The 25,622-nt window shown below is 38.4% G+C and carries 21 protein-coding genes; 11 read left to right on the top strand and 10 right to left on the bottom strand.

Annotation, left to right across the window (positions count from 1 at the left end):
- Positions 1-37: 37 nt before the first annotated feature.
- The gene (locus H6G74_RS11190) at positions 38-1,981 is read right to left on the bottom strand and encodes a M48 family metallopeptidase (protein ID WP_190967744.1); all 1,944 of its coding nucleotides are present in this window, start codon (positions 1,979-1,981) and stop codon (positions 38-40) included.
- A gap of 422 nt (positions 1,982-2,403) precedes the next feature.
- On the opposite strand from H6G74_RS11190, the gene H6G74_RS11185 reads away from it, so the two are divergent.
- The gene (locus H6G74_RS11185; protein WP_190967743.1) at positions 2,404-3,036 is read left to right on the top strand and encodes a HupE/UreJ family protein; all 633 of its coding nucleotides are present in this window, start codon (positions 2,404-2,406) and stop codon (positions 3,034-3,036) included.
- 5 nt (positions 3,037-3,041) lie between these two features.
- Here the strand turns inward: H6G74_RS11185 and H6G74_RS11180 are convergent, their stop codons facing one another.
- Entirely contained in the window at positions 3,042-3,716 is a 675-nt protein-coding gene (locus H6G74_RS11180; protein ID WP_190967742.1) for a sugar transferase, read from the bottom strand.
- Between the two features lie 452 nt (positions 3,717-4,168).
- Here H6G74_RS11180 and H6G74_RS11175 point away from each other — a divergent pair, with 452 nt between their 5' ends.
- Positions 4,169-4,489, top strand: a complete 321-nt coding sequence (locus H6G74_RS11175) for a hypothetical protein (protein WP_190967741.1) — start codon at positions 4,169-4,171, stop codon at positions 4,487-4,489.
- A 142-nt stretch (positions 4,490-4,631) separates the two neighbouring features.
- Here the strand turns inward: H6G74_RS11175 and surE are convergent, their stop codons facing one another.
- From surE to H6G74_RS11155, 4 genes are all read right to left on the bottom strand, one after another.
- A complete protein-coding gene (gene surE, locus H6G74_RS11170) occupies positions 4,632-5,312 on the bottom strand; it encodes a 5'/3'-nucleotidase SurE (protein ID WP_190967740.1) in 681 nt (226 codons plus the stop codon).
- An 8-nt stretch (positions 5,313-5,320) separates the two neighbouring features.
- Positions 5,321-6,619, bottom strand: a complete 1,299-nt coding sequence (locus H6G74_RS11165; protein WP_190967739.1) for a hybrid sensor histidine kinase/response regulator — start codon at positions 6,617-6,619, stop codon at positions 5,321-5,323.
- Positions 6,620-6,948: 329 nt separating this feature from the next.
- Positions 6,949-8,178: a sensor histidine kinase gene (locus H6G74_RS11160; protein WP_190967738.1), complete on the bottom strand. Its 1,230-nt coding sequence runs from the start codon at positions 8,176-8,178 to the stop codon at positions 6,949-6,951.
- 26 nt (positions 8,179-8,204) lie between these two features.
- Positions 8,205-10,961 carry a HAMP domain-containing hybrid sensor histidine kinase/response regulator gene (locus tag H6G74_RS11155; RefSeq protein WP_190967737.1) on the bottom strand — a complete coding sequence of 919 codons (2,757 nt, stop codon included), beginning with the start codon at positions 10,959-10,961 and terminating at the stop codon, positions 8,205-8,207.
- 670 nt (positions 10,962-11,631) lie between these two features.
- Between H6G74_RS11155 and H6G74_RS11150 the strand changes: the two genes are divergently transcribed.
- Positions 11,632-12,360 (top strand): hypothetical protein, encoded by a 729-nt coding sequence (locus H6G74_RS11150; RefSeq protein WP_190967736.1) that lies wholly within the window; start codon positions 11,632-11,634, stop codon positions 12,358-12,360.
- A gap of 94 nt (positions 12,361-12,454) precedes the next feature.
- Here the strand turns inward: H6G74_RS11150 and H6G74_RS11145 are convergent, their stop codons facing one another.
- A complete protein-coding gene (locus tag H6G74_RS11145; RefSeq protein WP_190967735.1) occupies positions 12,455-13,918 on the bottom strand; it encodes a YcjF family protein in 1,464 nt (487 codons plus the stop codon).
- Between the two features lie 215 nt (positions 13,919-14,133).
- Here H6G74_RS11145 and H6G74_RS11140 point away from each other — a divergent pair, with 215 nt between their 5' ends.
- Together H6G74_RS11140 and H6G74_RS11135 are read left to right on the top strand one after the other, a co-directional pair.
- A complete protein-coding gene (locus tag H6G74_RS11140; protein ID WP_190967734.1) occupies positions 14,134-16,200 on the top strand; it encodes a prolyl oligopeptidase family serine peptidase in 2,067 nt (688 codons plus the stop codon).
- A gap of 95 nt (positions 16,201-16,295) precedes the next feature.
- A complete protein-coding gene (locus H6G74_RS11135) occupies positions 16,296-16,895 on the top strand; it encodes a Uma2 family endonuclease (RefSeq protein WP_190967733.1) in 600 nt (199 codons plus the stop codon).
- Between the two features lie 320 nt (positions 16,896-17,215).
- Here the strand turns inward: H6G74_RS11135 and H6G74_RS11130 are convergent, their stop codons facing one another.
- Positions 17,216-17,500, bottom strand: a complete 285-nt coding sequence (locus tag H6G74_RS11130) for a DUF427 domain-containing protein (protein WP_190967732.1) — start codon at positions 17,498-17,500, stop codon at positions 17,216-17,218.
- Positions 17,501-17,680: 180 nt separating this feature from the next.
- On the opposite strand from H6G74_RS11130, the gene msrB reads away from it, so the two are divergent.
- The 4 genes from msrB to H6G74_RS11110 all read left to right on the top strand — a co-directional run bounded on the left by msrB (position 17,681) and on the right by H6G74_RS11110 (position 21,981).
- Positions 17,681-18,175 (top strand): peptide-methionine (R)-S-oxide reductase MsrB, encoded by a 495-nt coding sequence (msrB, locus tag H6G74_RS11125; protein WP_190967731.1) that lies wholly within the window; start codon positions 17,681-17,683, stop codon positions 18,173-18,175.
- Between the two features lie 461 nt (positions 18,176-18,636).
- Positions 18,637-20,028, top strand: a complete 1,392-nt coding sequence (locus H6G74_RS11120) for a cytochrome P450 (RefSeq protein WP_190967730.1) — start codon at positions 18,637-18,639, stop codon at positions 20,026-20,028.
- Positions 20,029-20,118: 90 nt separating this feature from the next.
- The gene (locus H6G74_RS11115) at positions 20,119-20,838 is read left to right on the top strand and encodes a 16S rRNA (uracil(1498)-N(3))-methyltransferase (RefSeq protein WP_190967729.1); all 720 of its coding nucleotides are present in this window, start codon (positions 20,119-20,121) and stop codon (positions 20,836-20,838) included.
- Positions 20,839-20,889: 51 nt separating this feature from the next.
- A complete protein-coding gene (locus tag H6G74_RS11110; protein ID WP_190967728.1) occupies positions 20,890-21,981 on the top strand; it encodes a tetratricopeptide repeat protein in 1,092 nt (363 codons plus the stop codon).
- Positions 21,982-21,985: 4 nt separating this feature from the next.
- On the opposite strand, the gene H6G74_RS11105 is transcribed toward H6G74_RS11110, so the two are convergent.
- Positions 21,986-22,423 carry a hypothetical protein gene (locus H6G74_RS11105; RefSeq protein ID WP_190967727.1) on the bottom strand — a complete coding sequence of 146 codons (438 nt, stop codon included), beginning with the start codon at positions 22,421-22,423 and terminating at the stop codon, positions 21,986-21,988.
- Positions 22,424-23,021: 598 nt separating this feature from the next.
- Between H6G74_RS11105 and H6G74_RS11100 the strand changes: the two genes are divergently transcribed.
- Positions 23,022-23,678: an esterase/lipase family protein gene (locus H6G74_RS11100; protein ID WP_190967726.1), complete on the top strand. Its 657-nt coding sequence runs from the start codon at positions 23,022-23,024 to the stop codon at positions 23,676-23,678.
- Between the two features lie 164 nt (positions 23,679-23,842).
- Here the strand turns inward: H6G74_RS11100 and H6G74_RS11095 are convergent, their stop codons facing one another.
- Positions 23,843-24,277, bottom strand: coding sequence for a VOC family protein (locus H6G74_RS11095; protein ID WP_190967725.1), 435 nt, complete (start codon positions 24,275-24,277; stop codon positions 23,843-23,845).
- Positions 24,278-24,625: 348 nt separating this feature from the next.
- On the opposite strand from H6G74_RS11095, the gene H6G74_RS11090 reads away from it, so the two are divergent.
- Positions 24,626-25,423: a TIGR00297 family protein gene (locus tag H6G74_RS11090; protein WP_190967724.1), complete on the top strand. Its 798-nt coding sequence runs from the start codon at positions 24,626-24,628 to the stop codon at positions 25,421-25,423.
- Positions 25,424-25,622: the final 199 nt, after the last annotated feature.

The raw sequence follows: 25,622 nt of genomic DNA, 5'->3' as shown, positions 1-25,622 counted from the left end.
TGAGCGGACTATTTAACATTAACTTAGATAAGATTTTCTAGAATGGAATGCGGAAAATGCGCCCACCACCAGTACTTTCTTTAATCACTAAAGTTAGATTTTGTGAACCTTGACTATTCCAGGCTTGTCCTAATACTTGCACTTCACCTTTAAGCGTTCCCTTGGCTGGAATTTGTGCTTGGGCGGATGAAAATCTAGTTTTCAATTTTTTGCCACTTTCTGTTACTACTTCAGCATATAAAGGCACAAATGCAAAGGGGCGATCGCTGCGATTTTCCACAATAAAATTAATCGTGAAGTTTCGATTACTTTCCACCTTACCGCCATCGATGCGAATCTCTACATTATCTCTGGTTTGTCCAGATGCGATCGCTACTACGCCGCGTGTCGGTTTAGTTCTAGTATTAGAATTTCCTTTAGGGGGTTTTTTAGCTGGCTGAGATTCAGGATTTGTTGTCGCAATACTCGGAGTTACTCCTTGAATTAAATCCTGAATTTCTTTGTGTTTTTTCACTCCTTCAAAAGCATAACGATTATAATTATTGCTTTGAATTAAATTCTCTAAATATGTAACTCGTTCTGCGGGAGCCGGGTGGGTAGATTGCCAAGAAGTTTCTGTTTTTCCGCCAGATTTAGCATTTAAGGTTGCCATCAAATTACGTAAACCATCCGCAGCATAGCCAGCCTTGGTTAACACTCTCGTACCTAAAATATCTGCTTGGCGTTCATTTTCTCGGCTATGTTCTTTACCTACCATTTCCTGCAACATATCCGGCATAGGAATGACATTACTTAAACTACTGACAAACTTACCTTGGGCAACACGTTGAAAACCATGAGACAGAACAGCATGAGCAAGTTCATGACTTAATAACCCTGCCAATTCTGCTTCTGAATTCGCAGCCAGAATTGCTCCTGTATTTACAAAAACTTTTCCCCCTGGTAAGGCAAAAGCATTAATTGAACTGTCTTGAATGACATAGTATTCATAATCAAACTTACGCCCCATCAAAGGCTCTAATCTGCCGCCAATTCCACGTACATAATTGAGAACTTGGGGGTCTTCTAATAACTTACCTTGTTGTTGATATTCTTTAACTAATTTATCAGCAACTTCTTTGCCAAAAGCAGATTCGCCTTGCAAAAGCATAGACACCGTTTCAAAACCAGAAACTCCTGCTTGCCAATCTTTTGTTCTAAATGCTTTTACACCACCTACTAATGCACTAAAAATGCCTTGAAATCGTAAATCATCATTCAGCTTGGCGTGATGACGTTGGAGATTTTTTTCGGCAAATTGTTCAAACTCTGGTGCTTCTGGATAATCAACATAAATTGTGGCAAATTGTCTAGCAGCAATGGAAGCTTCTAAAAACTTTTGTTCTTTTTCTAAAGCTTTAATTTTCGCTTTGAGTAATTCTGGCTCGTCAGAATATAATTCTACTGCTCTTTCGAGAACTTCTAGAGCATTTTTTGGCTGTCCATCTTTAGCACTATTTTTACAAGCTTCTGGTTTATTCTGGCAAGCTTCAGCTAACAGTAAATGACCTTTGATAAATTCTGGATAATTACTTAGTAATAGTTGCAACGGTAAAAAAATCTTGCTGTCTAAATTTTGTTGTAAACCTTCATTGGCATTCCGCCAGTATACCTGAGCATCACCCGGCAGTTTTTCAACTTCATAAATAGCAGTACGTCTTCTATCACTAGTTTCAAACTCAGGTTTTACTTTGCGGTAAAGATTTTCTGCTGCTTGCAGTTGTCCTTTTTGATAGAGTTCATCGGCTTCTGCAAAGGTTTGAAAGCGGCTGATGGCTGAGGAATTTTGCGCCAGCTTGACACTTGTAATTTGCGGTTGGCGATGTGCGCCGATTCCTGACTCAGCATGAACCTTGAAGTTGCTTCCTAGTAAACTGCTAGTGGTCACGCCTAAAATCAAGCTCAATTTTACAGCTTGAGCAACTGAAAATGCTCTAGTCATAGAATTTGCCTTCAATTCATCTGAATAACATTACTGCGTGATTTTACGGTTTATTCATTGACTGACTAGGACTGACGCAGAAAGATTTTGTGTTAAGACTGGGTGTAGGGGAATCAGGGTACAGGGGTGTTTACAATCTGAAAACTTGAGACACAACATTATCAAATCATTGTAATTATTTGGAGCTAACTTTGGGATATTACTGTCATCGATATTAATAATTTTATGAAACAAGTTATTTGAGCTTTAAACACTTGTTAGAAAAAACTTTGGGATATTACTGTAACAAATAGTAATAATTTTATGAAAATGATCAGTGCTGTGAAGCCCCAAAAATTCATCAAAAATTAGATAGCGATCGCGTTAGTTTGTTTTGGGAGTTGGGCAGTATAAAATACCGAAAAACTAATTTGGTATATCTTATGTTCAAAGATAAATTACTTCAACGTTATGTTGGTGCGATCGCGGTTTTAGCTATGATTAGTTTGCTGAGTTCATGGACTGGATTAGCATATCCCCATGACATTTCTAATTCCTGGGACGGCTTTTTGTGGGGAATGGCAGATCCAGTATTAGTCTTGGCTGAGTTCGTGAGTATCTTAGCCATCGGTTTACTCGCCGCCGGAACCCAAAGTTGTAGCTGGATAGCCATTGTGCTGATATCAGCTAATATTTTCGGCACAATCATTACTCTCTGGCAAATAAATTTACCAGTGTCAGAAGTTGCGATCGCAATAGTGAGTGTTGCTTTTGGTATGGTATTGGTGAGAGCCAAACAGCCTAAGTTGTTCACACTACTGCTACTAACAGCGATCGCAGGTTTGTTTCACGGTTATGTTAATAGTGAATCAATTATTGGGGCAGGAACAATGCCCTCAGTAATGTATATTTTTGGTGCAGCTTTGACGCAGTATGCAGTGGTAAAGAGTGTCAGCCAAATTGCTACTCAGGTGAATCAAGCAGATTTATCCAGTATTCTCTCCAGAAAAATTAGTCTGTTAGGCTTTGCTATCTGCGCTCTTGGTTTTGTCTCTTTAACTATGGGTATCAACTAATTGATTTAAAAAGCCCCAACTTTGCCAAAGATGACGTAGAAAGTCTTGGTAATCAACAATAAATCATACAATGGATGCCATTTTTCTTGGTAACGTAAGTCCAAATCAACTATTTTCTCAAAATCTTTGACGTGAGAACGACCATTAACTTGCCATTCACCAGTCAAACCCGGTTTGACATTCAAACGTTGCCAATGGCGTTGATTATACTTAGCTACTTCATCAGCTGTAGGTGGACGGGTTCCCACCAAACTCATCTCACCTACCAGCACATTCCAAAATTGTGGCAACTCATCTAAGCTGGTACGGCGTAAAAAATGCCCGACTTTCGTCACTCGAAAGTCATGCTGATTTTTAAAGATTAATCCCTCAGCTTCATTGGGAACTAGAGATTTGAGTCTTTCAGCATCATCAACCATTGAACGGAATTTACGGAGTTTGAAAGGTCGTCCTTGCAGACCGTAACGTTCCTGAGTAAATAAAATTGGGCCTGGACTATCGAGTTTAATGGCGATCGCTATCGGTATAAACACAATACCCAAAATGATTAAACCCACTAAACTCCCTAAAATATCTAAACAACGTTTGAATTTAGAATCTACGGAAGAATGGGGTGTATCTAATTTCCAAACTCTGCCAGTAGGAACTTGACAAAGACTTTGCAATTGTGTTTGGTACATTGTCTAGCCAATTGTAATTAACCAGGGGAAATTTACTTAAATTTCCCCCAAAATATAAACTTTACCTTTTGCTACCCAGGAGCTTTTTAAGGTATATTTACTTAATCTTCATCAAGAAGACTAAATTGATGAATTTTTGTAAAATTTACATAAAATTTTTCAGATATCTTTTAAAGAGTACTTAAGTATAAATATTATGTATAAAAAATGCTTGAATATCAAAATTAACTACTAATTGATTCATTTAAATTTCTGGCTAAACTGAAGTAGCTAAGAAAAATTACTAAGTAGTAAGGACAATACATCCCTACAAAAGATTTGTTCAGACTAACTTCAGATGGCACTCTTGTATATCTGGGCAGATATCAGAGATTATCCACAAGGGCATAAGTAAAAAAAGACACTAAGGCTAGAGTTCAGGACTAATAATTTTATGATGGGATGGTGGAAATATGATTTCAGGTGGAGTCGAAGTTAAAGTTAGTCGCTTAGAATCGATTGTTGAGCAGATTGGCGAAGCAGTTCTTACTACTACGGAAACAATTGAAAGCCTCGCTGAAAGATTAGATCATCTGAGTTTACAAGTTGAGGCTCAAGGCAGGCAGTTACAACAGCAAGGCAATCAGATTTTTGCTTTGTGTGATACCATGCAAAACCTAGCGCAGTCTCAAGATTATACTGTGCAGAAACTCTCCCAACTCACCCAGACTTTAGATAAGTTAACATCTTTGATGCAAAGGTTAGATAGAGAAGGAGTCAACAGTAAATATTGATAGCAGGAGACAGAATAATTTTGGATTTGGAATTGGTTGATGAAATTCAAACAATTTTTGAGACAAATGAATTTTCTGGCTTCTCCAGTCTCCTGCTTACCATCCGTCTTCGTAGGTTAAACGATATTAGTTCCTGATGTACCTATACTCTTAACTGAGTAATGGCGATATTGCCAGAAAAGCAAACATCCACATCACTACCAGGAGTGCGATCGCGTTTCCCATATTCCCCTACATAATAAAATTCATTGCCATCCACACGATAATTAATCGGCAAAGCTTTATTACAGGGTTGACAAAATACCATTTTGGGGTCTGGTTCTCCTGGCTGTAAGTGGGGGAGATTTACATTCCAGAAGCATCCGGGTTCGAGAGGTCTTGGAATTAAATCAGCCAACACCTCAGCTGTTAATTTTGCGGCTAATTCCCAATCAAAATTTTGCTTGGCTTTGCGATAGTGAGAAATAGCAATTCCCCCAATCCCATTCATAGCGGCTTCGCGCACAGCAGCTACAGTCCCAGAAATATAAACATCGACACCCAGATTTCCACCCGCATTAATTCCAGATAAGACTAGTTTGGTCTCTGGGCAAATTTGCGATATGGCTATTCTCACACAATCCGCCGGAGTCCCAGCGATCGCATATTCCTGCTCGGAACGCTGTTGAATATTAATAGAACGAGTTGTAGTAACTTGATGTCCACAACCTGATTGATGATCTTTAGGCGCAGCAACAATCACATTTTCACTGTTCACAGCCCTCAGCAAAGCTTTGATTCCAGGCGCATCAATACCATCATCGTTAGTCAAAATTATCGTCATTTATCAGCCTAATGAATTGGAATAGTAATCGTAAATTCTGAACCTTTCCCTGGTACAGAATATACATCCAATTTACCTTGATGCTTTTCGACAATAATTTGATGGGCAATTGATAACCCTAAACCTGTACCTTGCCCAACTGCTTTAGTCGTAAATAAATGCTCAAAGATTTTTTGCTGAATCTCAGCAGACATTCCCACACCATTATCTTTAATCCGAATCAAAGCATTCTGTTTATCTTCACTTAGAGAAGTTGTAATCCAAATGCGATTCGGATGCTGCTCAATTTCACTATAGCTCCGCCCTATATTCGACTCTTCTAAGGCATCAATAGCATTAGTTAAAATATTCATAAATACTTGATTCAATTGACCGCTAAAGCAAGTCACAGAAGGTAAATTGCCATAATTTTTCATCACTTCGATTTCTGGGCGAATTTTGGAAGCTTTCAAGCGGTGTTTGAGAATCATAATTGTACTGTCTATACCATTATGAATATTACAGAAAACTTTCCGATCTTGATCAGAACGCGAAAAATTCCGCAGACTAGTACTGATGTTACGAATGCGCTGAACTCCTTCTTTCATTGAAGTAATTAAGTTAGGTAGGTCAGAGCGCATATAGTCTAAGTCTGTTTCTGCAATTTCGGCTTGAATAGCAGCTACAGGTTCAGGATAGTTTTGCTGATAAAGGTCAATTATCTTCATTAGGTTATTAAAATAATTTGTAGTATGAGCCAGATTGCCATGAATACAACTCACAGGATTATTAATTTCATGAGCAATACCTGCGACTAACTGACCTAAAGCCGACATTTTTTCTTTCTGAATTAATTGCAGTTGATATGCTTGTAAATCTTTTAATGCTTGGGATAGTTCGGCGGTTCTTTCTGCAACTCTTTGCTCTAAAGTTTTAGTTAAATAACGTAGTTGTAAGTGGGTTTTAATTCTTGCTAATACTTCTTCTTTTTGACAAGGTTTAGTAATATAATCAACAGCTCCTAAACTTAAACCTTTGACTTTAGTTTCTGTATCTGAAATTCCCGTCATAAAAATTACTGGGATATCTTGAGTTAAGGAGTCTGTCTTTAACTTTCGACAAGTTTCCAATCCATCGATTCCAGGCATCATTACATCTAGTAAAATTAAATCTGGTAACTTATCTTGAATTTGCTGAAGTGCTTTTTCGCCATTTCTCGCTGTAGTCACACTAAATCCCGCATTAGTCAATGCGTCAGAGATAATTTCTAGATTTGTGATAGTATCATCTACGATTAAAATTAAACTATTTTCTTGTAAATTCAGCATTGGGATGTTTTGGGTTGAGATATTAAAACCGGAATCAGCAAGTTGATAGCAGTCACAAGTATAAAAACTCTAGAACAGTTAGCAAATATTTGGTCAAATATACGTAGGAAAAATTAAGATAGAGAGAAAGCCTGTAACTACTATCCACTGTTAGTTATTTTTCCCAAAGCAGCAGCAGCAGTTACTATTGCTGTGAAAATTTTCTTCACCAACTCTGTCTTTATGGCAAATTTACAACAGCAATAGAAGAATCAGGATTTATAACAATCAATGCTGACTTCTCGATTCTGAATTCTGACTATATTATTTCTTTTCCACCCCAATGAACTTCAGAAACTTCCTTGGTAAATGGGAATGGTGATCACAAATTTAGCGCCTGCTCCTGGTGAAGCATCCACTTCTAAAGCGCCTCCGTGTTTTTCCACAATGATTTCCTGCGCGATCGCTAACCCCAAACCCGTACCTTTACCTAGGGGTTTGGTGGTAAAAAATTGCTCAAACATTCTCTGCTGGACATCCACAGACATCCCAACACCATTATCAGCAATCTCAATCAATACAGATTTTTGATCACTGTTAACTTTTGTGTTAATCCAAATAGTTGGAGTTTGCTCACTTGCATTTGACTCTTGCTTTTCTATCGCTTCATCAATAGCATCAATGGCATTTGCTAACAGGTTCATCAAAACTTGGTTAATTTTACCTGCATAGCATTCTACCAAAGGTAAATCACCATATTCCTTCACAACCTCAATCGCCGGACGTGCGGCTGTGGCTTTCATCCGACTGCTTAAAATTACCAAAGTGCTATCAATACCTTCATGCAAGTCAAATGCCTGATATTCTGTGTCATCTAATCGAGAAAATAAACGGAGCGATCGCACAATTTGTTCCACACGTTCCGACCCCTTCTTCATCGAAGATAAAAGTTGCGGTAGGTCTTGCTTGAGAAAATCTATTTCTATTTTCTTCGAGAAAATTTTAATTTCTGGAGTCGCACTATTTGGATTTTTTTCATATAGTTCTAGTAGTTTCAATAAATCATCAATATATCTTTCAGCGTGAATTAAATTACCACAAATAAAATTAACTGGATTATTAATCTCATGAGCAATCCCAGCTACTAATTGTCCCAACGCCGACATTTTTTCTTCCTGCGTTAACCTTAATTGCGTTCGCCGCAGTTCTAAATGAACATTAATTCTTGCTAATACTTCTTCATGTTCAATTGGTTTAGTAATATAGTCTACTGCACCTAATTGTAATCCCTTTATTTTATTAACTGGCTCCGATAGTGCCGTCATAAATATAATCGGAATATCTTTCGTTCTTGGGTTTGCTTTTAAAATCCGACAAGTTTCAAACCCATCCATACCAGGCATCATCACATCTAACAAAATTAAATTTGGTATTGCCTCTTCTACTTTTTCTAAGGCACTTTTACCATTTTTAGCCACAGAAACTCTGTAACCTGCTTGAGTTAATATTTCCAATAAAATCTTGATATTAATTGGAACATCATCAACAACGAGAATCGAATTATTAGGTATATTATTCATTGAAATATTGATTAAATCAAGATTTATTAATTTAAGTATGGTTTTAACATTTCTACAATAGCTTCATCTTCAAAATCTTCAATTAATTTTAAAACTTTATGAGTAAAAATTGCATATTTATAATCTAAGTTTTGAATCCGATTTATCTCTTCTTGAATACCCATCACATAACCAGCTTTAGCAGCTTGATATAAATTTATTAATTCGGTTGCAGGTGGAAAAATTATTTCCTCATTCACGTTGTCAGTAATCTCAACAGATGGCTGGCTATGTGCATAAATCCAATCTAAATTTAAATAGAACTTCAGTTGAGCAAATAGTTCTTCAGCTTGTACAGGCTTAGGTAAAAAATCATTACAGCCTGCTTCTAAACTTTGGATGCGGTTTAAGGTAAATACACTTGCAGAAGACGCAATAATCACTATTTCTGCAAAGTCTGGTTGACTACGTAGATTTTGTGTCATGTGTACCCCATCCATTATTGGCATTTCTAAGTCAGTAATAATTAAATCTGGTTGATACTCTTGTGCTTGAATAATACCTTCCTTACCATTCAGAGCTTCAATTACACAAAATCCTACGGGTTTGAGTAAATTTATAATCACAGCACGATTATCTGCAACATCATCTACCACCAAAATTGTTTTTTGATTTCCTTTGTATCTAATGATGTGATTGCTACCTTTGTCAAGATGTGGAACAGCAGATGATACGCAATCTTTAACTTTTGGTAAATCTAGATCAAACCAAAATTTGCTACCTTGACCATAGTGGCTTTCTACTTGAATTTGGCTCCCCATCATTTCTACAATTTGACAGCTAATAGCCAGACCCAAGCCTGTTCCTTCTACCTTTCTATAACTATCTCCTACTTGTTCAAAAGGTAGGAAAATTTTCTGTAATTCTTCTAAGCATATGCCAACTCCAGTATCTTCAACTTGAAATCTGATTGTGCTACATGGATAATCTGTAGTCATTACATCAGTTTCAATTACTTCTACACTGAACTTCACTGCACCATTATCTGTAAACTTGATGGCATTTCCTAACAGGTTTAGCAATACTTGACGTAACCGTTTTTCATCAGCATTAATAACGCTTGGAATCAAATCACTGATGTGATAGCTAAAAGGGAGATTTTTTTGCTCTGCTTTAATTCGGCAGATATCATATACACCTAAGAGAAAATCATGAAACTTAAATGTATGAGGATATAACTCTAATTTTTTTGATTCAATTTTAGCAATATCTAAAATATCATTAATTAACATTAATAAATGAGAACCACAGTGATAAATAGTTTGAATGGCATTTTGTTGTGTAGGGCTGGCTGTGCTATCTCGTTGGAGAATTTGTGCATAGCCAAGAATACCATTCAAAGGTGTGCGAAGTTCATGACTTATGTTGGCAATAAATTCGCTTTTTGCTTGATTGGCAGCGTCAGCAGCTTCTTTAGCAGTTTTTAATTCTTTGGTTCTTGATTCCACACGTTCTTCTAGCTCTTGATTGGTATTTTCTAAAGCCGTGAAAAAATCATTCAATTGTCCTGCCATTTTATTAAATGATTGAGCTAGAATACTGATTTCTTTTACACCAGAAAATTTAACTGTTTGATCAAGATTTCCAGAGGCGATCGCACTACTAGCTTGTGTTAAATCTAAAATAGGTTGGGTAATCCAACGAGCAGTATATATTCCCAAAACTGTAGCGAAAACCAATGCACCTACACAAAGCAAAATAGTCGTATTATTGTTAGCATCTATTTCTGCCATAAAGTCAGTTTCAGGCACAATCACAACTACTAGCCAATCTAATCCTAATTTATCCTGCCAAGGTGTGACCTTTACAAACTGCCGTTCACCTTGAAGTGTTAAGGTAAACTGTTGTGTATCATGAATTTTTTGAAAACTACCAAACTTTTGCTGTAAATAATCCGCAATACCTTTGATTAAATGATTATTACTATTAAATACTGATAGTCTATGTGCTTTACCATCAATTACATTGTATGGCGCTTCATTAGTTGAAGAAGCTACAATTAATCCAGACCTTTCTAAGAGAAATACTTTTCCTTGTTTACCAAATTTTAAATCTTGTAAAAAGTCACTAATTTGCATGAGCAATAAATCTACACTCAGTACACCTATAATATTGCTAGATTCATCATATAGCGGATAACTAGAAGATATGGAGAAAATTTCGGGTTTATCTTCCCATTGATAAATTTGACTCCATACTGGTCTACCTATTTTGACCGCATCAGCATACCAAGCTTCTACACGGGGATCATAATCTTTGATTGCTGTTAATTGATCACGATTGCCTTGATTATCTGTTGTATACACATAAAGTTTACCTAGTCCGTTTTTCTTAGAAACTTCATTAATTAACAGTCCACCATTATCTAAACGTTCAACCCCAATAAATTCACCTTTAGGATTAGCAAAGCTAATATAGCCAATATTAAACACTCGCATTTGTTTCCAGAAATAGCGACTTGCCACCTGATAGTCTTGGAGGTTTAATATTCCTAGGTTGATGGCTGCTAAATTAATTTGATTCACCTGATGCGGAGTTGCGAGATAAGTATTCAGATGCTGTTCTACAAGTCCATTCACTTTGGTAGTCAACTGATCTGCAAGGTTATTAACTGCTTTTTGACCATTTCTAAACGATAAATAACCTACTAAACTAACTGCGGCAAAAATTTGCAGTACAAAGGGTACAACCAAAATCAGTCGCAAAGGCAATTTTGATGAATGCAGAATACCAAAATGCTTCATAATTTTCTGAATAGTGAGAATTTTCAACTACATACCTATAATTAGTTTGCCCATTCTCCCAGTCTCAGTATCATCAGCTATCACTATCTACTGGCTAATACTTAAGGAATTTTTGACAGACACTAATAAATTTATTAATAATTAATCTTTTCATGTTTAGTTATCTTAAAATATTAAATTTGACAACTGTAATTATAATGAAATAAATTTCAGACAAATTAAATCTCTACCTGGAGAATGATTTTATTTTAATTGGGTCAAATAGTGTATCTTTTTTCTTTTAAAAAGTTTAAAATACCGATACTAACCAACTGAAGCAACCTCAATTTTATCGATAATAGGAAAAATAAATAGATGTTTATTTATCCTGGTCAATTCACTTCGGAAAAATAAATATTGAGCTCAACTTGATAGATGTTGTTAAACAACTGATATCAACATTACCAAAGACTAATCATTTCAAATTTACCTAATCTTTCGATTAGTAACAATAGGCTAACAGTCCGGCTAACTTTAGCAAAATAATTTTTGCTAGATATATACCTGTTTGTCTGTATACAAGGTATATGTACAAAATTTCGTTCTGTCTGTCTCTATTCTTTAACTAACTCCATATTCACTGGAATTCAGTTAAATTTCCGTTTCATAATTAGATCCAGTAACCAAAAGTATGCAGCAAGTTTTGGCATTAATCGAAACCAAAAAACAAGAGTTTGCTCAGTTGCCTCTATTCTCTTTTATGCAAAATCAAAGTATACACCCCAAAGATAGGCTTTGTTTTGCACCATTAATTGTTCCTTTGGCTATGGGTTTTGGTGAATTATGTAACTATGTTTTCCGCGAAGAACCAACGACTAACAAAGTTCAAAGCTTACTAAATAGACACACCTACGAAGAGCATTTTCATTGGCAATGGTTGTTAGAAGATTTAGAAAAGCTTGAACTACATCATTGTTCTAAACTAACGGATGCAATGTTATTTAGTTTTGGGGATGCTACTTTGAAGTCACGTAATGTCTGTTATCAACTACATCATCATAGTTTCCAAGCAGACCCGATTGTAAAATTCGCAGCTATGCAAGTTGCTGAAGCTACAGCAAATGTGTTTTTTAATGTCTCACAGCCGGTAGCTTTAGAACTAAAAGCAATCACAGGTAAAGAATATCGTTATTTTGGGATGTGTCATTTACACGAAGAAGAACATCACCATATCAATACCCCAAACATTGTGAGTTTCTTTCAACAAATAGAACTGAATGATCAGCAAAGACAGCAAGCCCTACTTGCAGTAGAGGCAATCTTTACAGCTTATACAGAAGCTATGAATTCTTTTTTGGACTTTGCTAAACAACAAATGTCAACACAGCAAACTAAAATTCTGCTGGAATCAGTTAACTAGCATCAGGAACTTTGAATTTAGTTAGAAGTTAAATTTCTTCCATAAAAAAGAGATAGTTACATCATAACTATCTCCTTCTTAATCAATGTTCCAATTAAGCAATAACCTGATCAACACCAGTGAGTACAACCTGTTGTGTTTGTGGCAATAAACGCTTCACACCTTGGTTAACAAAACCTTGCAGAAAAGCCATCTGCTGATTTTGCTGAAATACCTTTTGTAAAGTTTGGCGCAATGTGTCGAGATTGAAAGCATTTCCTGAATTGAATGCGATTTCTTGCTGCTCAAAATACTCTACTAAACTCAACCCTGCGACTCTGGTGAGATAAGCAGCACTGACACCTTGCACTAAACCACCAGCAACAAAGGTAATGGCGTTACTCTTAAGGACAGTACTTACCGCTTTTGTCGAAATTTCCACTAAACCCAACTTCAGCATCAAACTTCCCATCGTTCCAGCTACAGTTTGTGCCTGTTCTAGAGATAATTTCTGCTGATAGATATTACCTAAATCAACGACCATTTGAGCATTTATGGCCGCAGTTGCCAGTATATCTAAGGCGGGTACTGGGTTAGCAAAGGCTGTAGCCGCAGCTATCCATTGATATTGTTCAATAATGGGAGTAGCGCGATCGCACCTAATTTGATTTAACCAACTTTTTGCTTCAGCTTTCAGCGCCACAGCTTTTCTCATCGTCGTTGTCCAGACTAACTTTTGGCCTTGCTGTGCCGAAACTGCGTTTAATTGCTGTGTGAGTTGGCTAATATCCGGTGCTGGCTGTTCCAGCCATTCTTGCACAGAACCATCAGTTTCATGTTTCCGCACTTTGATCGGAACTGGAGATACCGCAGTGGCTACCACATTACCAGGAATTCTTTGTTGTAACGACAATAATAGACTGGCACGCTCATCAGCTAAATACTGGTCTTGTTTGTTAAACACCAGAATTGTAGACTGATTTGCTGCTTTGAATTTTTGTAAGGTTTGGTGTTCGGTTTGAGTTAAGTCACCGTTGATGAGAAACAGCACAACATCAGATTTGGCGACTTCTGCTAAAACTGCTGCGTCTGACTTGTCAGTTGTTTCCTGAAACAAAGGTGCTGTTTCTTGCAAATGGAATTTTGGCTGTTTTTCTTGCCAACCACTAGAATTCAGCACTTGAATTAAACTGCTTTTACCTACGGCTTTACCACCAGTCACAGCCACTTTAATTTCTTCTCTGTCTAACTCCAATGACAGGTAAGTTAATTTTTCTCGCAGTGTATTTAGAGAGGTGTGGTTTTCTGCTTCTTGTGCGAGTTGGTTAATGACTGCTTCTGCTTTGGCGATCGCACTTTCGGCTGCTGCCCGATCTACAGGTGTACAATCTAGTGGTTCCAAACTTGCTTTTGGACGATTTTGCTGCCATAACCACAAGCCACCACCAACTGCTAGGGTACTCAATAAACCCAATTCACCTAGCTGTACGATGGAATCATGCCAGCTTTGTAGTATCCAAAGGGAAAAGGAAAGTCCTAATCCTCCCACTAAAATAGGTCGTTCTAACTTCACAACCATGATTCTCCGAGCTTTTTGGAAGGTTTTCTTCAGAATAGATCAAAACCTTGCTTTGCGAATCAGACAAGCGAATGTACACAATTTTCTTTACTTACGGTTGCTTGTAAAATTAAATCCCAAGCGGGGTTTACGCTGTCTTTTTTCAGCTTCCACAAGGTGGATTTCGCTACCATATCCTATGAATACATCTACCGGGAAGAATGGTATCCCCAACTATGTCAACAGCAAAACAGATTACTTATCCAGCTACCCACAAAAGCGAACAAGTGGATAACTACCACGGAACTGTAGTTGCAGATCCTTACCGTTGGTTAGAGAATTCTGATTCTGAAGAAACGAAAGCTTGGATTGATGCTCAAAATAAGATTACTTTTGACTTTTTAGGTGAAATTCCGGCTATTGACAAAATTAAACAACGCTTAACTAAACTTTGGGATTATGAAAAGTACGGTATCCCATTTAAAGAAAGTGATCGCTATTTTTATTTCAAAAACAATGGGCTGCAAAATCAAAGCGTACTATACACCTTAAAAACCCTGGATGACGAACCGCAAGTTTTACTCGATCCAAATAAACTTTCTGCGGATGGAACGGTTGCTTTATCAGGATTATCGATTAGCGATGATGGTAAATTTTTAGCTTATGGTTTGGCAACTTCTGGTTCGGATTGGCAAGAATGGAAAGTTCGTGATGTTGCCACAGGCAAAGATTTAACCGACCATTTAAAGTGGATTAAATTTTCTGGTGCATCTTGGACAACTGACAACCAAGGATTTTTTTACAGTCGTTATGATGAGCCAAATTCCAAAACTCAATTAGAAGATGTTAACTATTATCAAAAGCTTTATTATCACAAATTAGGTACTCCCCAATCAGAGGACATTTTAATTTATCAACGTCCTGACCAAAAAGAATGGGGATTTGGTGGTGGTGTCACAGAAGATGGACGCTTTTTAATTATTTCTGTGTGGTTGGGAACTGATTCGCGCAATTTGGTATTTTATAAAGATTTAACTAATTCCGAAGCGGAAGTTGTGGAATTAATTAGCGAGTTTGAGGCAGATTATAGCTTTATTGATAATGATGATAGTGTTTTTTATTTCCGCACAGATTTAAATGCGCCACGGGGGAGGGTGATTGCTATTGATATTAATAAGCCTGATAAATCAGCATGGCAAGAAATTATTACCCAAAGTGCAGCCACTTTAGAAAGTGTCAATATCCTCAATAATCAGTTTGTGGCTGATTATTTACAAGATGCGCGATCGCAAATTAAAATTTTTGACCTTAAAGGTGCATTTGTCCGTGAGGTAGAATTACCAGGCGTTGGTTCAGTGGGTGGTTTTGGGGGTAAACGTCATGATCAAGAGACTTTTTATAGTTTCACTAGTTTTACTACCCCAGGCACAATTTACCGCTACGATATGGTAACAGGAAAAAGTCAGTTGTTCCGTCAACCGAAAGTCGGCTTTAATCCTGATGATTATGAAACAAAACAAGTATTTTATCACAGCAAAGATGGCACAAAGGTGCCAATGTTTATTACTCACAAAAAAGGGATTAAATTAGATGGGAATAATCCCACTTATCTTTATGCCTACGGTGGGTTTAATATCTCTTTAACGCCAACTTTTTCTGTGAGTATGTTGGTGTGGATGGAAATGGGTGGTGTTTATGCTATGCCAAATCTGCGTGGCGGTGGCGAATATGGCGAAGAATGGCATCAAGCCGGGATGAAAGACAAAAAACAAAATGTGTTTGATGATTTTATTGCGGCGGCGGAATGGCTAATTGCGAATAAATATACCAAAACTACCAAACTAGCGATCGCAGGTGGTAGTAATGGTGGTTTATTGGTGGGTGCTTGTATGACACAACGCCCTGATTTGTTTGGTGCAGCATTACCAGCCGTTGGTGTCATGGATATGTTGCGCTTCCATAAATTTACTATCGGCTGGGCTTGGACTAAAGAATATGGTTCACCCGATAATCCTGAAGATTTCAAAACACTTTATGCTTATTCACCCTTGCATAACCTCAAACCAAATACAGCTTATCCTGCCACTTTAATTGCTACCGCAGATCACGACGATCGCGTTGTACCTGCCCATAGTTTCAAATTTGCGGCGGCTTTGCAAGCAGCCCATCAAGGTGATGCACCAGTATTAATTAGAATTGAAACAAAAGCCGGACATGGTGCAGGTAAGCCGACAACTAAGATAATTGAGGAAGCGGCGGATAAATGGGCGTTTTTAGTGCGGACTTTGGATATTAAGATTTAAACGCAGAGTATTGAGGGTGTGTTTCTGCAATGGTAGAACACACCTTTTTTGTTAGAGAACCAAGTTACACTATTGAATAGATATGGGTAAAAGCTATGCAAGTTACACAACAGCAATACTACACCCCAGAGGAATATTTACAGTTAGAGGAAGCGGCTGAATATAAAAGTGAATATATTGATGGACAAATAATTCCAATGGCAGGTGGAACAGTTAATCACGCTCGAATATCACTTAATCTTGGTTCGGTGTTAAATTTTGCATTTAGACAGCAAAATTACGAGGTATTTGTGGGCGATGTCCGTCTGTGGATATCACAAAAACGGATTTATACATACCCAGATGTGATGATTATCGCAGGTGAATCGGAATTTTTTAAAAATCGCCAAGATATTATTACTAATCCGCAAATTATTGTAGAAGTGCTATCAAAATCTACTAAGAATTATGATTATGAAGATAAGTTTGCGGCGTATCGCACAATTCCCACGTTTCAAGAATATCTCTTAATTGACCAATATCGAATTCATGTAGAGCAGTTTTCTAAGATTGGGAAAAAACAATGGAATCTGCGTGAGTATGATGAAGAAGATAATGCGATCGCATTTGCATCTGTAGCTTTTGAGATTTCCTTGCAAGATTTATATAACAAAGTCAATTTTGATCTGGTTGAACCAGAAAATGAAACAATCTGAACACAGAATACAAGAATATCGCTGTGCTAATGATTCATCAGAAAAAAAGGCTTATTCACTGAAACTCTGGCAATCATTTAGTACAGGTTGGCATAAATAAATAGGCCATCTGGAATTGCTAAAAGGATTGTGGTAAGCTGTTGCACATTTAACTTGCATAATATAAGCGGGCAAGATGCCCCACCCCACAAGAGTTTAATATAATTTAGATATGCAAACTAAATGTTTTTTAGCTTATAACTATTCTTTCTTTTTCCTTTTACCTTTTTACTTTTGCCTTGTTGTACTAGTTTCAGCAAATAAGCCGGAAGCGTATTCAATTAAGCTTCGACTTTTACGCCCTTCCAGAAAGCGACGTAACCTTCAATATTTTTAGCTTTTTCCTTGGCGCTGGGATAGTACCAAGCAGCATCTTGATTTACCTGTCCATCAACTGCGATGCTGTAGTAACTAGCAACACCTTTCCAGGGACAAGTTGTGTGGGTGTTACTGTCTTGGAAATACTGCTTATTAATTGCGTCGGGAGGAAAATAATGATTACCTTCCACGACTATAGTTTTGTCGCTTTCGGCTAAAGTTGCACCGTTCCAGATTGCTTTAGGCATAATTGCGTTTTTGAGCAAAGTTTACACTTAATATTTTGACACTGTACTGCCTAAACTCGGAGTCTGCTGTAAGATTTTGCGTGGAAGTATGATTACAGTGAAAAATCCAGCTTGTATGGCTGAGAATGAAAATAGCTAGTTATCTTGAAATGTAATTAAGCAAAAACTCATAATAGATATATGAAAAAACGTTATTTTTTAGAGGCAAGTGCCGTGTTAGCAGGTGCAGCCTTATTATCCCAGTTTATTAATCCGAGGGCAGAAATCGTGACAAGTTCTAACACTGAGTTTGAAGTTACCAAATCTGAAGATGAATGGCGCAGTCTTTTAACACCAGAACAGTTTCGTGTTTTGCGTAAACATGGAACTGAACGGGCTTTTACCAGTCCCCTTGATAAAGAGTATTCACAAGGTACTTATGTGTGTGCAGCTTGTGACTTACCACTGTTTAAATCTGATACCAAATTCAATAGTGGTACTGGCTGGCCTAGTTTCTTTCAACCAATTGAAGGTGCGATCGCCACTACTGTAGATCGTTCATTATTTATGACCCGCATAGAAGTTCATTGTCATCGCTGTGGTGGACATTTAGGCCATGTATTTCCTGATGGCCCTGCACCCACAGGTCAGCGTTATTGTATGAATGGTGTGTCGTTGAAATTTATTCCAGCTTAATTAGTTAAGTGCGATCGCTCTCAATTATTGAACAATAAGATACCTGACTTCTTTAAGAAGTCGGGTATCTGAACCTCTCGATTTTTATAAATCAAATAAAATTGCTATCAAAGCTCAGTTTGTTTAAGCTGGGCTTTTCCTTTTTTACAAATCATTAAAAATCACTATATTTATTCTTTGAACAACAAGATTCTAAAATTCTCAACAATTAGATATTTTGTAAGAATTCAGCACCCAGGAGTCAGAAGTCAGAATTTAGAGGTATCTAGCAGATTAGTAAATTGAGTCATCAAATATTTCTCCTCATTCTTTAACCCTTCTGGCTTCTGGATTCTGAATCCTGAATTATTACAATATTTTTATACCTATCGATATAATTAAATCCATCTTTGTTATGAGGATTTTTATACATTAGCTGCACTAATCTTCTTAAAGAGATACAACTAAAACAGAGTTTTTCTATGTCTCAAAATGTATTTGAGTTATCAGCACCACCAGTTAATTCTATTGTTGGTCATTTACTAGAACTGGGACAAGACCCATTAGGGTTTCTCAGTCGCTGTCGTGATTATGGTGATATTATTCCCTTGCAGTTGGGGTTAACACCTGCGTGTTTAGTGACTAATCCTGACTATATAGAAGAAGTTCTCAAAAATCGTCACGATTTTATTAAAAGCCGAGGTTTACGTAGCTTAAAAACTCTTTTAGGAGAAGGTTTATTAACAGCAGAAGGAGAATCTTGGTTTTGGCAACGTCGTCTTGCTCAACCAGTATTTCACCAAAAACGAATTAATGGATATAGCCAAATTATGGTGGAGTATGCCAACCAAATGTTACAAACTTGGCATGATGGCGAAACCCGTGATATTCATGCAGATATGATGCAGTTGACGTTAGAAATTGTGATGAAGTGCATATTTAGTGCTGAGGTGGATGCAGGTGAAGCCAAGGTTGTGGCTAATGCACTTGATATTGCAATGCACTGGTTTGAGAGTAAGCGGAAGCAGAATTTTCTGGTGTGGGAGTGGTTTCCCAGACCAGAAAACATCAATTATCGTCGTGCTATTACCCAGATGAATGAAGCGATTAACAAACTGATTCAAGAACGTCGCCATAGCCAGGAAAAAACGCATGATTTGTTGACGATGTTAATGGAAGCAAAGGATGAACAAACAGGTCAACAAATGGATGATAAATTACTACGGGATGAAGTTGCTACCTTAATGTTGGCAGGTCATGAAACTACAGCCAATACTTTATCCTGGACATGGATGCTTTTGGCGCAAAATCCGGAAGTTCGAGAAAAATTACAATCAGAACTTGATCAAGTTTTGCAAGGAAAGTTACCAACATTAGAAGATTTAGGCAAGTTAGTTTATACACAGCAAGTCATCAAAGAATCAATGCGGTTATATCCTCCCGTATCTTTGATGGGACGAGAAGCCGCCGTAGATACCCAAATTGGCGATTACGAAATTCCCCAAGGCACATCAATTATGATTAGCCAATGGGTAATGCACCGTCATCCAAAATATTTTGAAAATGCTGAAGCTTTCCAACCCGAACGTTGGACAGAAGAGTTAGAAAAACAACTACCCAAAGGGGTATATTTTCCTTTTGGTGATGGGCCGAGAATTTGTATTGGTAAAGGTTTCGCTCAAATGGAAGCGGCTTTATTATTAGCGACTATTGCTCAAAGCTTCCAAATAGATTTAGTGCCAGGATACCCCATTGTGCCTCAGCCTTCAATTACGTTACGTCCCGAAAGTGGACTGGAGGTGGAAATCAAGCAAAGAAAGTTGAACATTGCTGAAGATGGGAAAAAACCCATATCTGGTGCAGGTATTGTCTAATTATTGTTAGTTGCTTTTCAGAGAAAAGTTTAGCATCAATAATTAATTACACAGATTGTTGCTTGTTTTCTCTGTTCATCAACAAATAGCATGGCTCAACTACAACGAATCGCGATCGCACCTGCTCAATTTCAACAAGACCAAATTTTACTGACACCCCAACAACTACATTATCTAGGGCGAGTCTTGCGTTTGCGTGAGGGCGATCGCTTTATTGCGATGGATGGTATGGGTAAATGGTGGTTAACACAGCTAACAGGAAAACAAGCCCAGGTTTTAGAAACTCTTTCCGTAGAAACAGAATTACCTGTAACAATTACACTGATGATTGCGTTGCCCAAAAGCAGTGGTTTTGATGAAGTTGTGCGTTGCTGTACGGAAATTGGTGTAACTTGTATTGCCCCGGTGATTAGCGATCGCACTCTTCTTCATCCGAGTCCGCAAAAACTCGAACGTTGGCGGCGGATTGCGGCTGAAGCTGCTGAACAATCGGAACGCGCTTTTGTCCCCACAATTTTAGAACCAGTGGCTTTTAGTGAGGCTTTGTCAACAGTCAATGGTCATAAATATATCTGTGAAGCGCGGGGTAACTATCCTCACTTCCTCAACTGCTTACCAAACAAAGGACAAATGACAAATGACAGAGAACTAATTATTGCTACAGGCCCCGAAGGAGGATGGACAGAACTAGAAGTTGAAAATGCGATCGCTTCTGGTTTTCAAGCTGTATCCCTCGGTCGTCGGGTTCTCCGCGCCGTTACTGCACCCATCGTTGCTTTATCCTTAGTTACCGCAACCTGTGAAGTATAAATGATAATAAGCCGCTTCCAAAAATCAACGCGGGATGCAGGGAAACAAACTATGATTGAGCGAGTTGCAATCGCTTTTGACCGTAAAGATTATCACACTGCTGCTAAATTACTCCAGCAGTTGTCAAAAGAATCACCGGATAATCCTTGGGTGCAATTTTACATTGCCAGACTTTACGAAGTATCTCATAAGCAACAAGATGCGGAAAAAATTTATCGTCAGTTATTGCGGAGTACAACCAACTCTAAAATAGTTTCGCAAGCACGCCAAGGTTTACAACGCCTCAAAGAAGTTGAACAAGAACAACGACAACGCGCCATTGCTAAAGCCACAGCCGAACCTAACAGTAATGAACCAGGGATACTTGTTTTAGAGCCTTTGACTAATCAAGAAAAGTCAACAGTTGCAGCGCAATTTGCTCAAATTATGCAGCTAGACACCTATACAGCTAGACTAATTCTCCCCAGCCGCAGTTGGAGAGTATATCGCTATGGCCAAGTAGGAGAATTAAAATTTTATGGTGAACAGCTACAAGCGGCCGGAATTCCTTGTTTTTGGTCAACAATCAGTGCTGTTCAACAAATACAAGTTTATCAAGTTGAATATTTTTCGGAATCTGGCACACAAGCTACTGTTGTTTGTCGCAACCAAAATCATCAACTGGGTTCTCTGACTTTTAATTGGTCAGAAGTACAAGCCAGAGTTGCTGGATTATTACCAATTTTTGAAGAAGTTGTCGATATTAATGCTCGCCACAAGCTAGAGCGGAAAACTCAAACCCAAGATTACGCTCAGTTTTGTGATTTACATCTACCTGGGCGGCGTTGCATTCTGCGACTGTCTGATCAAAGTTATGATTTCCAACAAGGTGTAGAAATCGCTGCTCTAGCTAGTCAAAATACAATCCGCATTAACTGGAATAAAGTAATTAACTGGCTAGAACAGCATCTGCCACAAGTGAAGCTTTGGTCAGATTTCACACCTTTTGCGGAGACGATTCTAGATCAAACGGAAATGTTAAGCAATATCACACCCAATATCAATTTAATGCGTCGAGAACCGACGAATTGGGATGCAGCTTTTCAGTTGTATAGCGGATTAGTGTTTAATAAATGCTTGGCGATCGCTCACAATGAAAATTAAACCACTAAGCTTGGTTAGGAGTTTTAACTTGACCTGCCATATCTAAGAAAGAACTCATATTTGCCCCTGGACGGCGGCGACCATTAGAAGCACCAGAAGGCGCTAAATATTTGGGTGCAAATGTAGTTATGGCTGGTTCTTTCTTGACAGCTACAGCAGTTGCAGGTGCTTTTTCTGGTTCAGCAGGTGCAGCTTTACCATTTTGGGATGCTTTGACAGCTTTAGCAGCAGGTTTTTTGGCTGGCTCAGGTGCTGCTGTTGCTTTTGTACCGTTGGAAGTAGCTGCTGGTTTTGGTGTTTCTGCGGGTTTGGGTGCTGGTTTGACTTCTGCGCCACTTTCATCTAATTGCAGGTAGTAGCCACCATTTTTTTTCTTACCACCGAGCAAACCTGTAAAGAATCCTAAAATCCCAGCGATTAAATTTTTGATAAAACCGAACATTAGAATTTCTCCTGCCTTCTATATTTCTGTAAATCTGACCGTAATGTTAAAAATTGCAGCCTAATGCTACATTTCTTTGCGCCGTACTATGACTTTGACTAGCTTGATAGTTGAGTGTTTGAGTAACACTGGCATAAGACTACAGAGCAAATGTCTTTGATTTTTCAGGCACTTGCAGCCTGTATATATCAAGACTCATTATTAAATTTTACCGTTACTATAAGCAAGATTATGAAAGTTTGCTTAATAAAATTTAATAGTACTCTGCGGAAGTGGGGAATAGGGAGTTGGAAGTGGGGAATAGGGAATAGGGAGTGGGGAATATTCTTTTGTGATGTTCGGTTGTGAGATTGTCTGATGAATACCGAATGCTAAAAACACTAGTACAGGTCGGCAGAAATAAACAGACCATAAGGAATTGCTAAAAGGCTTGTGGTATCACTATTCTTTCTTTTTCCTTTTGACCTTTTACTTTTGCCTTGTTGTACTAGCCCCTAGCCCCTAGCCTCTAGCCAGTGGCTTGAGTGTCATAACTTATTCACAGATAGCAACATAACTTAGCTAGATTTTTGACAGAATTATGCAATCAAACCCAGCAATGAACTCAATTAATCAGCAATACAACCCAGTTTTATTAATACACGGGATTGGAGATACAGAAGCAGTATTCCGTAAAATGAGAGGTTACTTACAGGAGAAAGGTTGGTCTGTATATGCTTTGAATCTAGTACCGAATAATGGCGAAGTTGGTCTTGATGTGTTGGCACAGCAAGTAGCTAATTATATTGCCACCACCTTTGAGCCAGAACAGAAACTAGATATAGTCGGTTTCAGTATGGGCGGCGTTGTCAGTCGTTATTATGTCCAACGACTGGGAGGTATTGAGCGCGTGCAGCGATTTATTACTATCTCATCACCTCATCATGGAACTTATATTGCCTATGGTTCTTGGCGGCCTGGTTGTGAACAAATGCGTACTCACAGTAACTTCCTCAAGGATTTAAATTCGGATGCTGTGATGTTGAAGCAGTTGAATTTTACATCAATTTGGACACCTTATGATTTGATGATTGTCCCCGCCAACAGTTCCCAAATGCCCATAGGTACAGAGGTAATTATCCCCGCAGCATCTCATCCTTGGATGTTAACTGACTCTAGAAGTTTAGCCGCAGTCGCCACAGCCTTAGCCGAACCAATTAGGAATTACTCACAGAAATTGTCAGTTGAGACTGGGTTTAGGGGTGAAAGGGTGTAGGGTGTAAGGTTTTTGGATGCTTACACCTTTACCCTAAACTGGGTTTTTCATTTTTATGCGTAAGTAGCTTGGCGGGAAAAACAAAACTACGGTGAAGCTCAAACCCTCTTTCCTCTTGCCTTCTGTCAACTAAAAATGTTTACACAGTTATAGTTAAGTCCTAATTAAGCGCGATCGCCAATTTGGGTATACTCCTCATAACTCCCAAAAATCGCCTCTGGGTAGCGATAATATTTAAACTCCAGCAAATTATAAAAAGGATCTTCTAAAAAGAAAGTCCGATGTTCTAAAGGCGAACCCACAAAGCGATCTTTAGCTTCTTCTCGAAACAATAGTTGGTGCTTCTGTGCTGTTGCTAACAAACTTTCCCAGTCCTTTTCTTGGGGAAAGATTAACCCAAAGTGTCTAGGATATATCGTCCGTTGCCTTGTTAAAGGTTCTTTGGTAGTGTGCGCTACCAGTTGATGCCCATAAAGATTGAGAATCAAAGCATGGGGGTTTTCCCGCCCCGGAATACAGCCCAAACCATCGACATAGTAGGCTTTTGCCTGTTGGATATCACTCACAGGAAAAGCCAAATGAAATATAGGTTTATTCATACAGGTATTGTTTGTAGTTGCTATCTACAATTTATGCCCTGAAAACTTGTTTGTGGTTAATTGGAACACAGTTTTATATTGCTGTTACTTATATGCTGTTAGCGATATTTATGGACTGGAACAAGAAAGTGGTGAGTAGGGCGTAAGTCCTTAATCTGATTTACTAGCTTGTAGCCTCTAGCCCCTCTTTTCGCTCAAAATCTTGCCTGTTTTTTCTCTCACTAATAGTAAAAGTAAGAGAATCTATGGACTTTTAGAATTAAAAAATGAGGAATAACATCTCAGGTTTAAAATTAGCTATTCTGTTGGTATGCTGGCAATGACAACATTACTTGTGATTCACTGCTAATGTTACCTTTACTTGACTCTGCGAATCCCTGGTTAGTGGGAGTAGGATTAAACACCGTTTTATTGGGTTTAGTTGCGATCGCTCCTAAAAAGCTGCTGACCCCAGCAGGTATATTTCATGCTGGAATACTGGGTGTCATCGTTTGGGGAACGTTGGGTTGGCAGGGATATTTAGTAGTGGGATTTTATTTCCTGGTGGGTTCCGGCGTGACGCGCATCGGTATGGCACAGAAAGAAGCCCAAGGTATAGCCGAGAAGCGTTCTGGTGCCAGAGGCCCGGAAAACGTCTGGGGTTCAGCCTTAACTGCGGCGTTATGTGCTTTGGGTGTAGGGGTAATCAATTCAGGGTGGTTGGTATCTGATCCCCAATCTTTAGTTCCCAATCCTGTATCTTTGCTGTTGTTGGGCTATGTGGCAAGTTTTAGTACCAAGCTATCAGACACATCCGCCAGCGAAGTGGGGAAAGCTTATGGGCAAAGGACTTTTTTGATTACCTCATTCCAACCTGTCCCCCGTGGTACAGAAGGCGCAGTGAGTTTAGAAGGAACCTTAGCAGGTGTAGTGGCATCGATCGCGATCGCCTTGGTGGGCTGGACAGTAGGATTGATAGACTTATTAGGGGTTGTTTGGTGCATCTTAGCCGCGTTCATTGCTACCAATTTAGAAAGTGTCATTGGAGCCACACTACAATCTAAATATGCTTGGCTAACAAATGAACTGGTCAATATTTTAAATACATTAATTGGTGCGATCGCTGCCATCATTTTTGCTTGGTTGTGGAAAATTGCGATCGGCTAGTACAACAAGGGAAAAGGCAAAAGTCAAAAGGAAAAAGGCAAAAGGGCAGATTTTTAATCAAAGGTAAAGCCTTTTGCAACGCCCATTTGAGTTTAAGTCTCCCGCCACAATCTGAGAATTTGGCGGTCTCCCCTATGGGATGCTACTCGAAAGATGAGAGACGGGTTGAATCCCCTTGAATCTAACTCCTGCCTTCTTC

It is taken from the genome of Nostoc spongiaeforme FACHB-130, assembly GCF_014698475.1.
Taxonomy (GTDB): Bacteria; Cyanobacteriota; Cyanobacteriia; order Cyanobacteriales; family Nostocaceae; genus Nostoc_B; species Nostoc_B spongiaeforme.
Note: the sequence above shows the minus strand (reverse complement) of the source record. Positions and strands in the feature narration are given on the sequence as shown.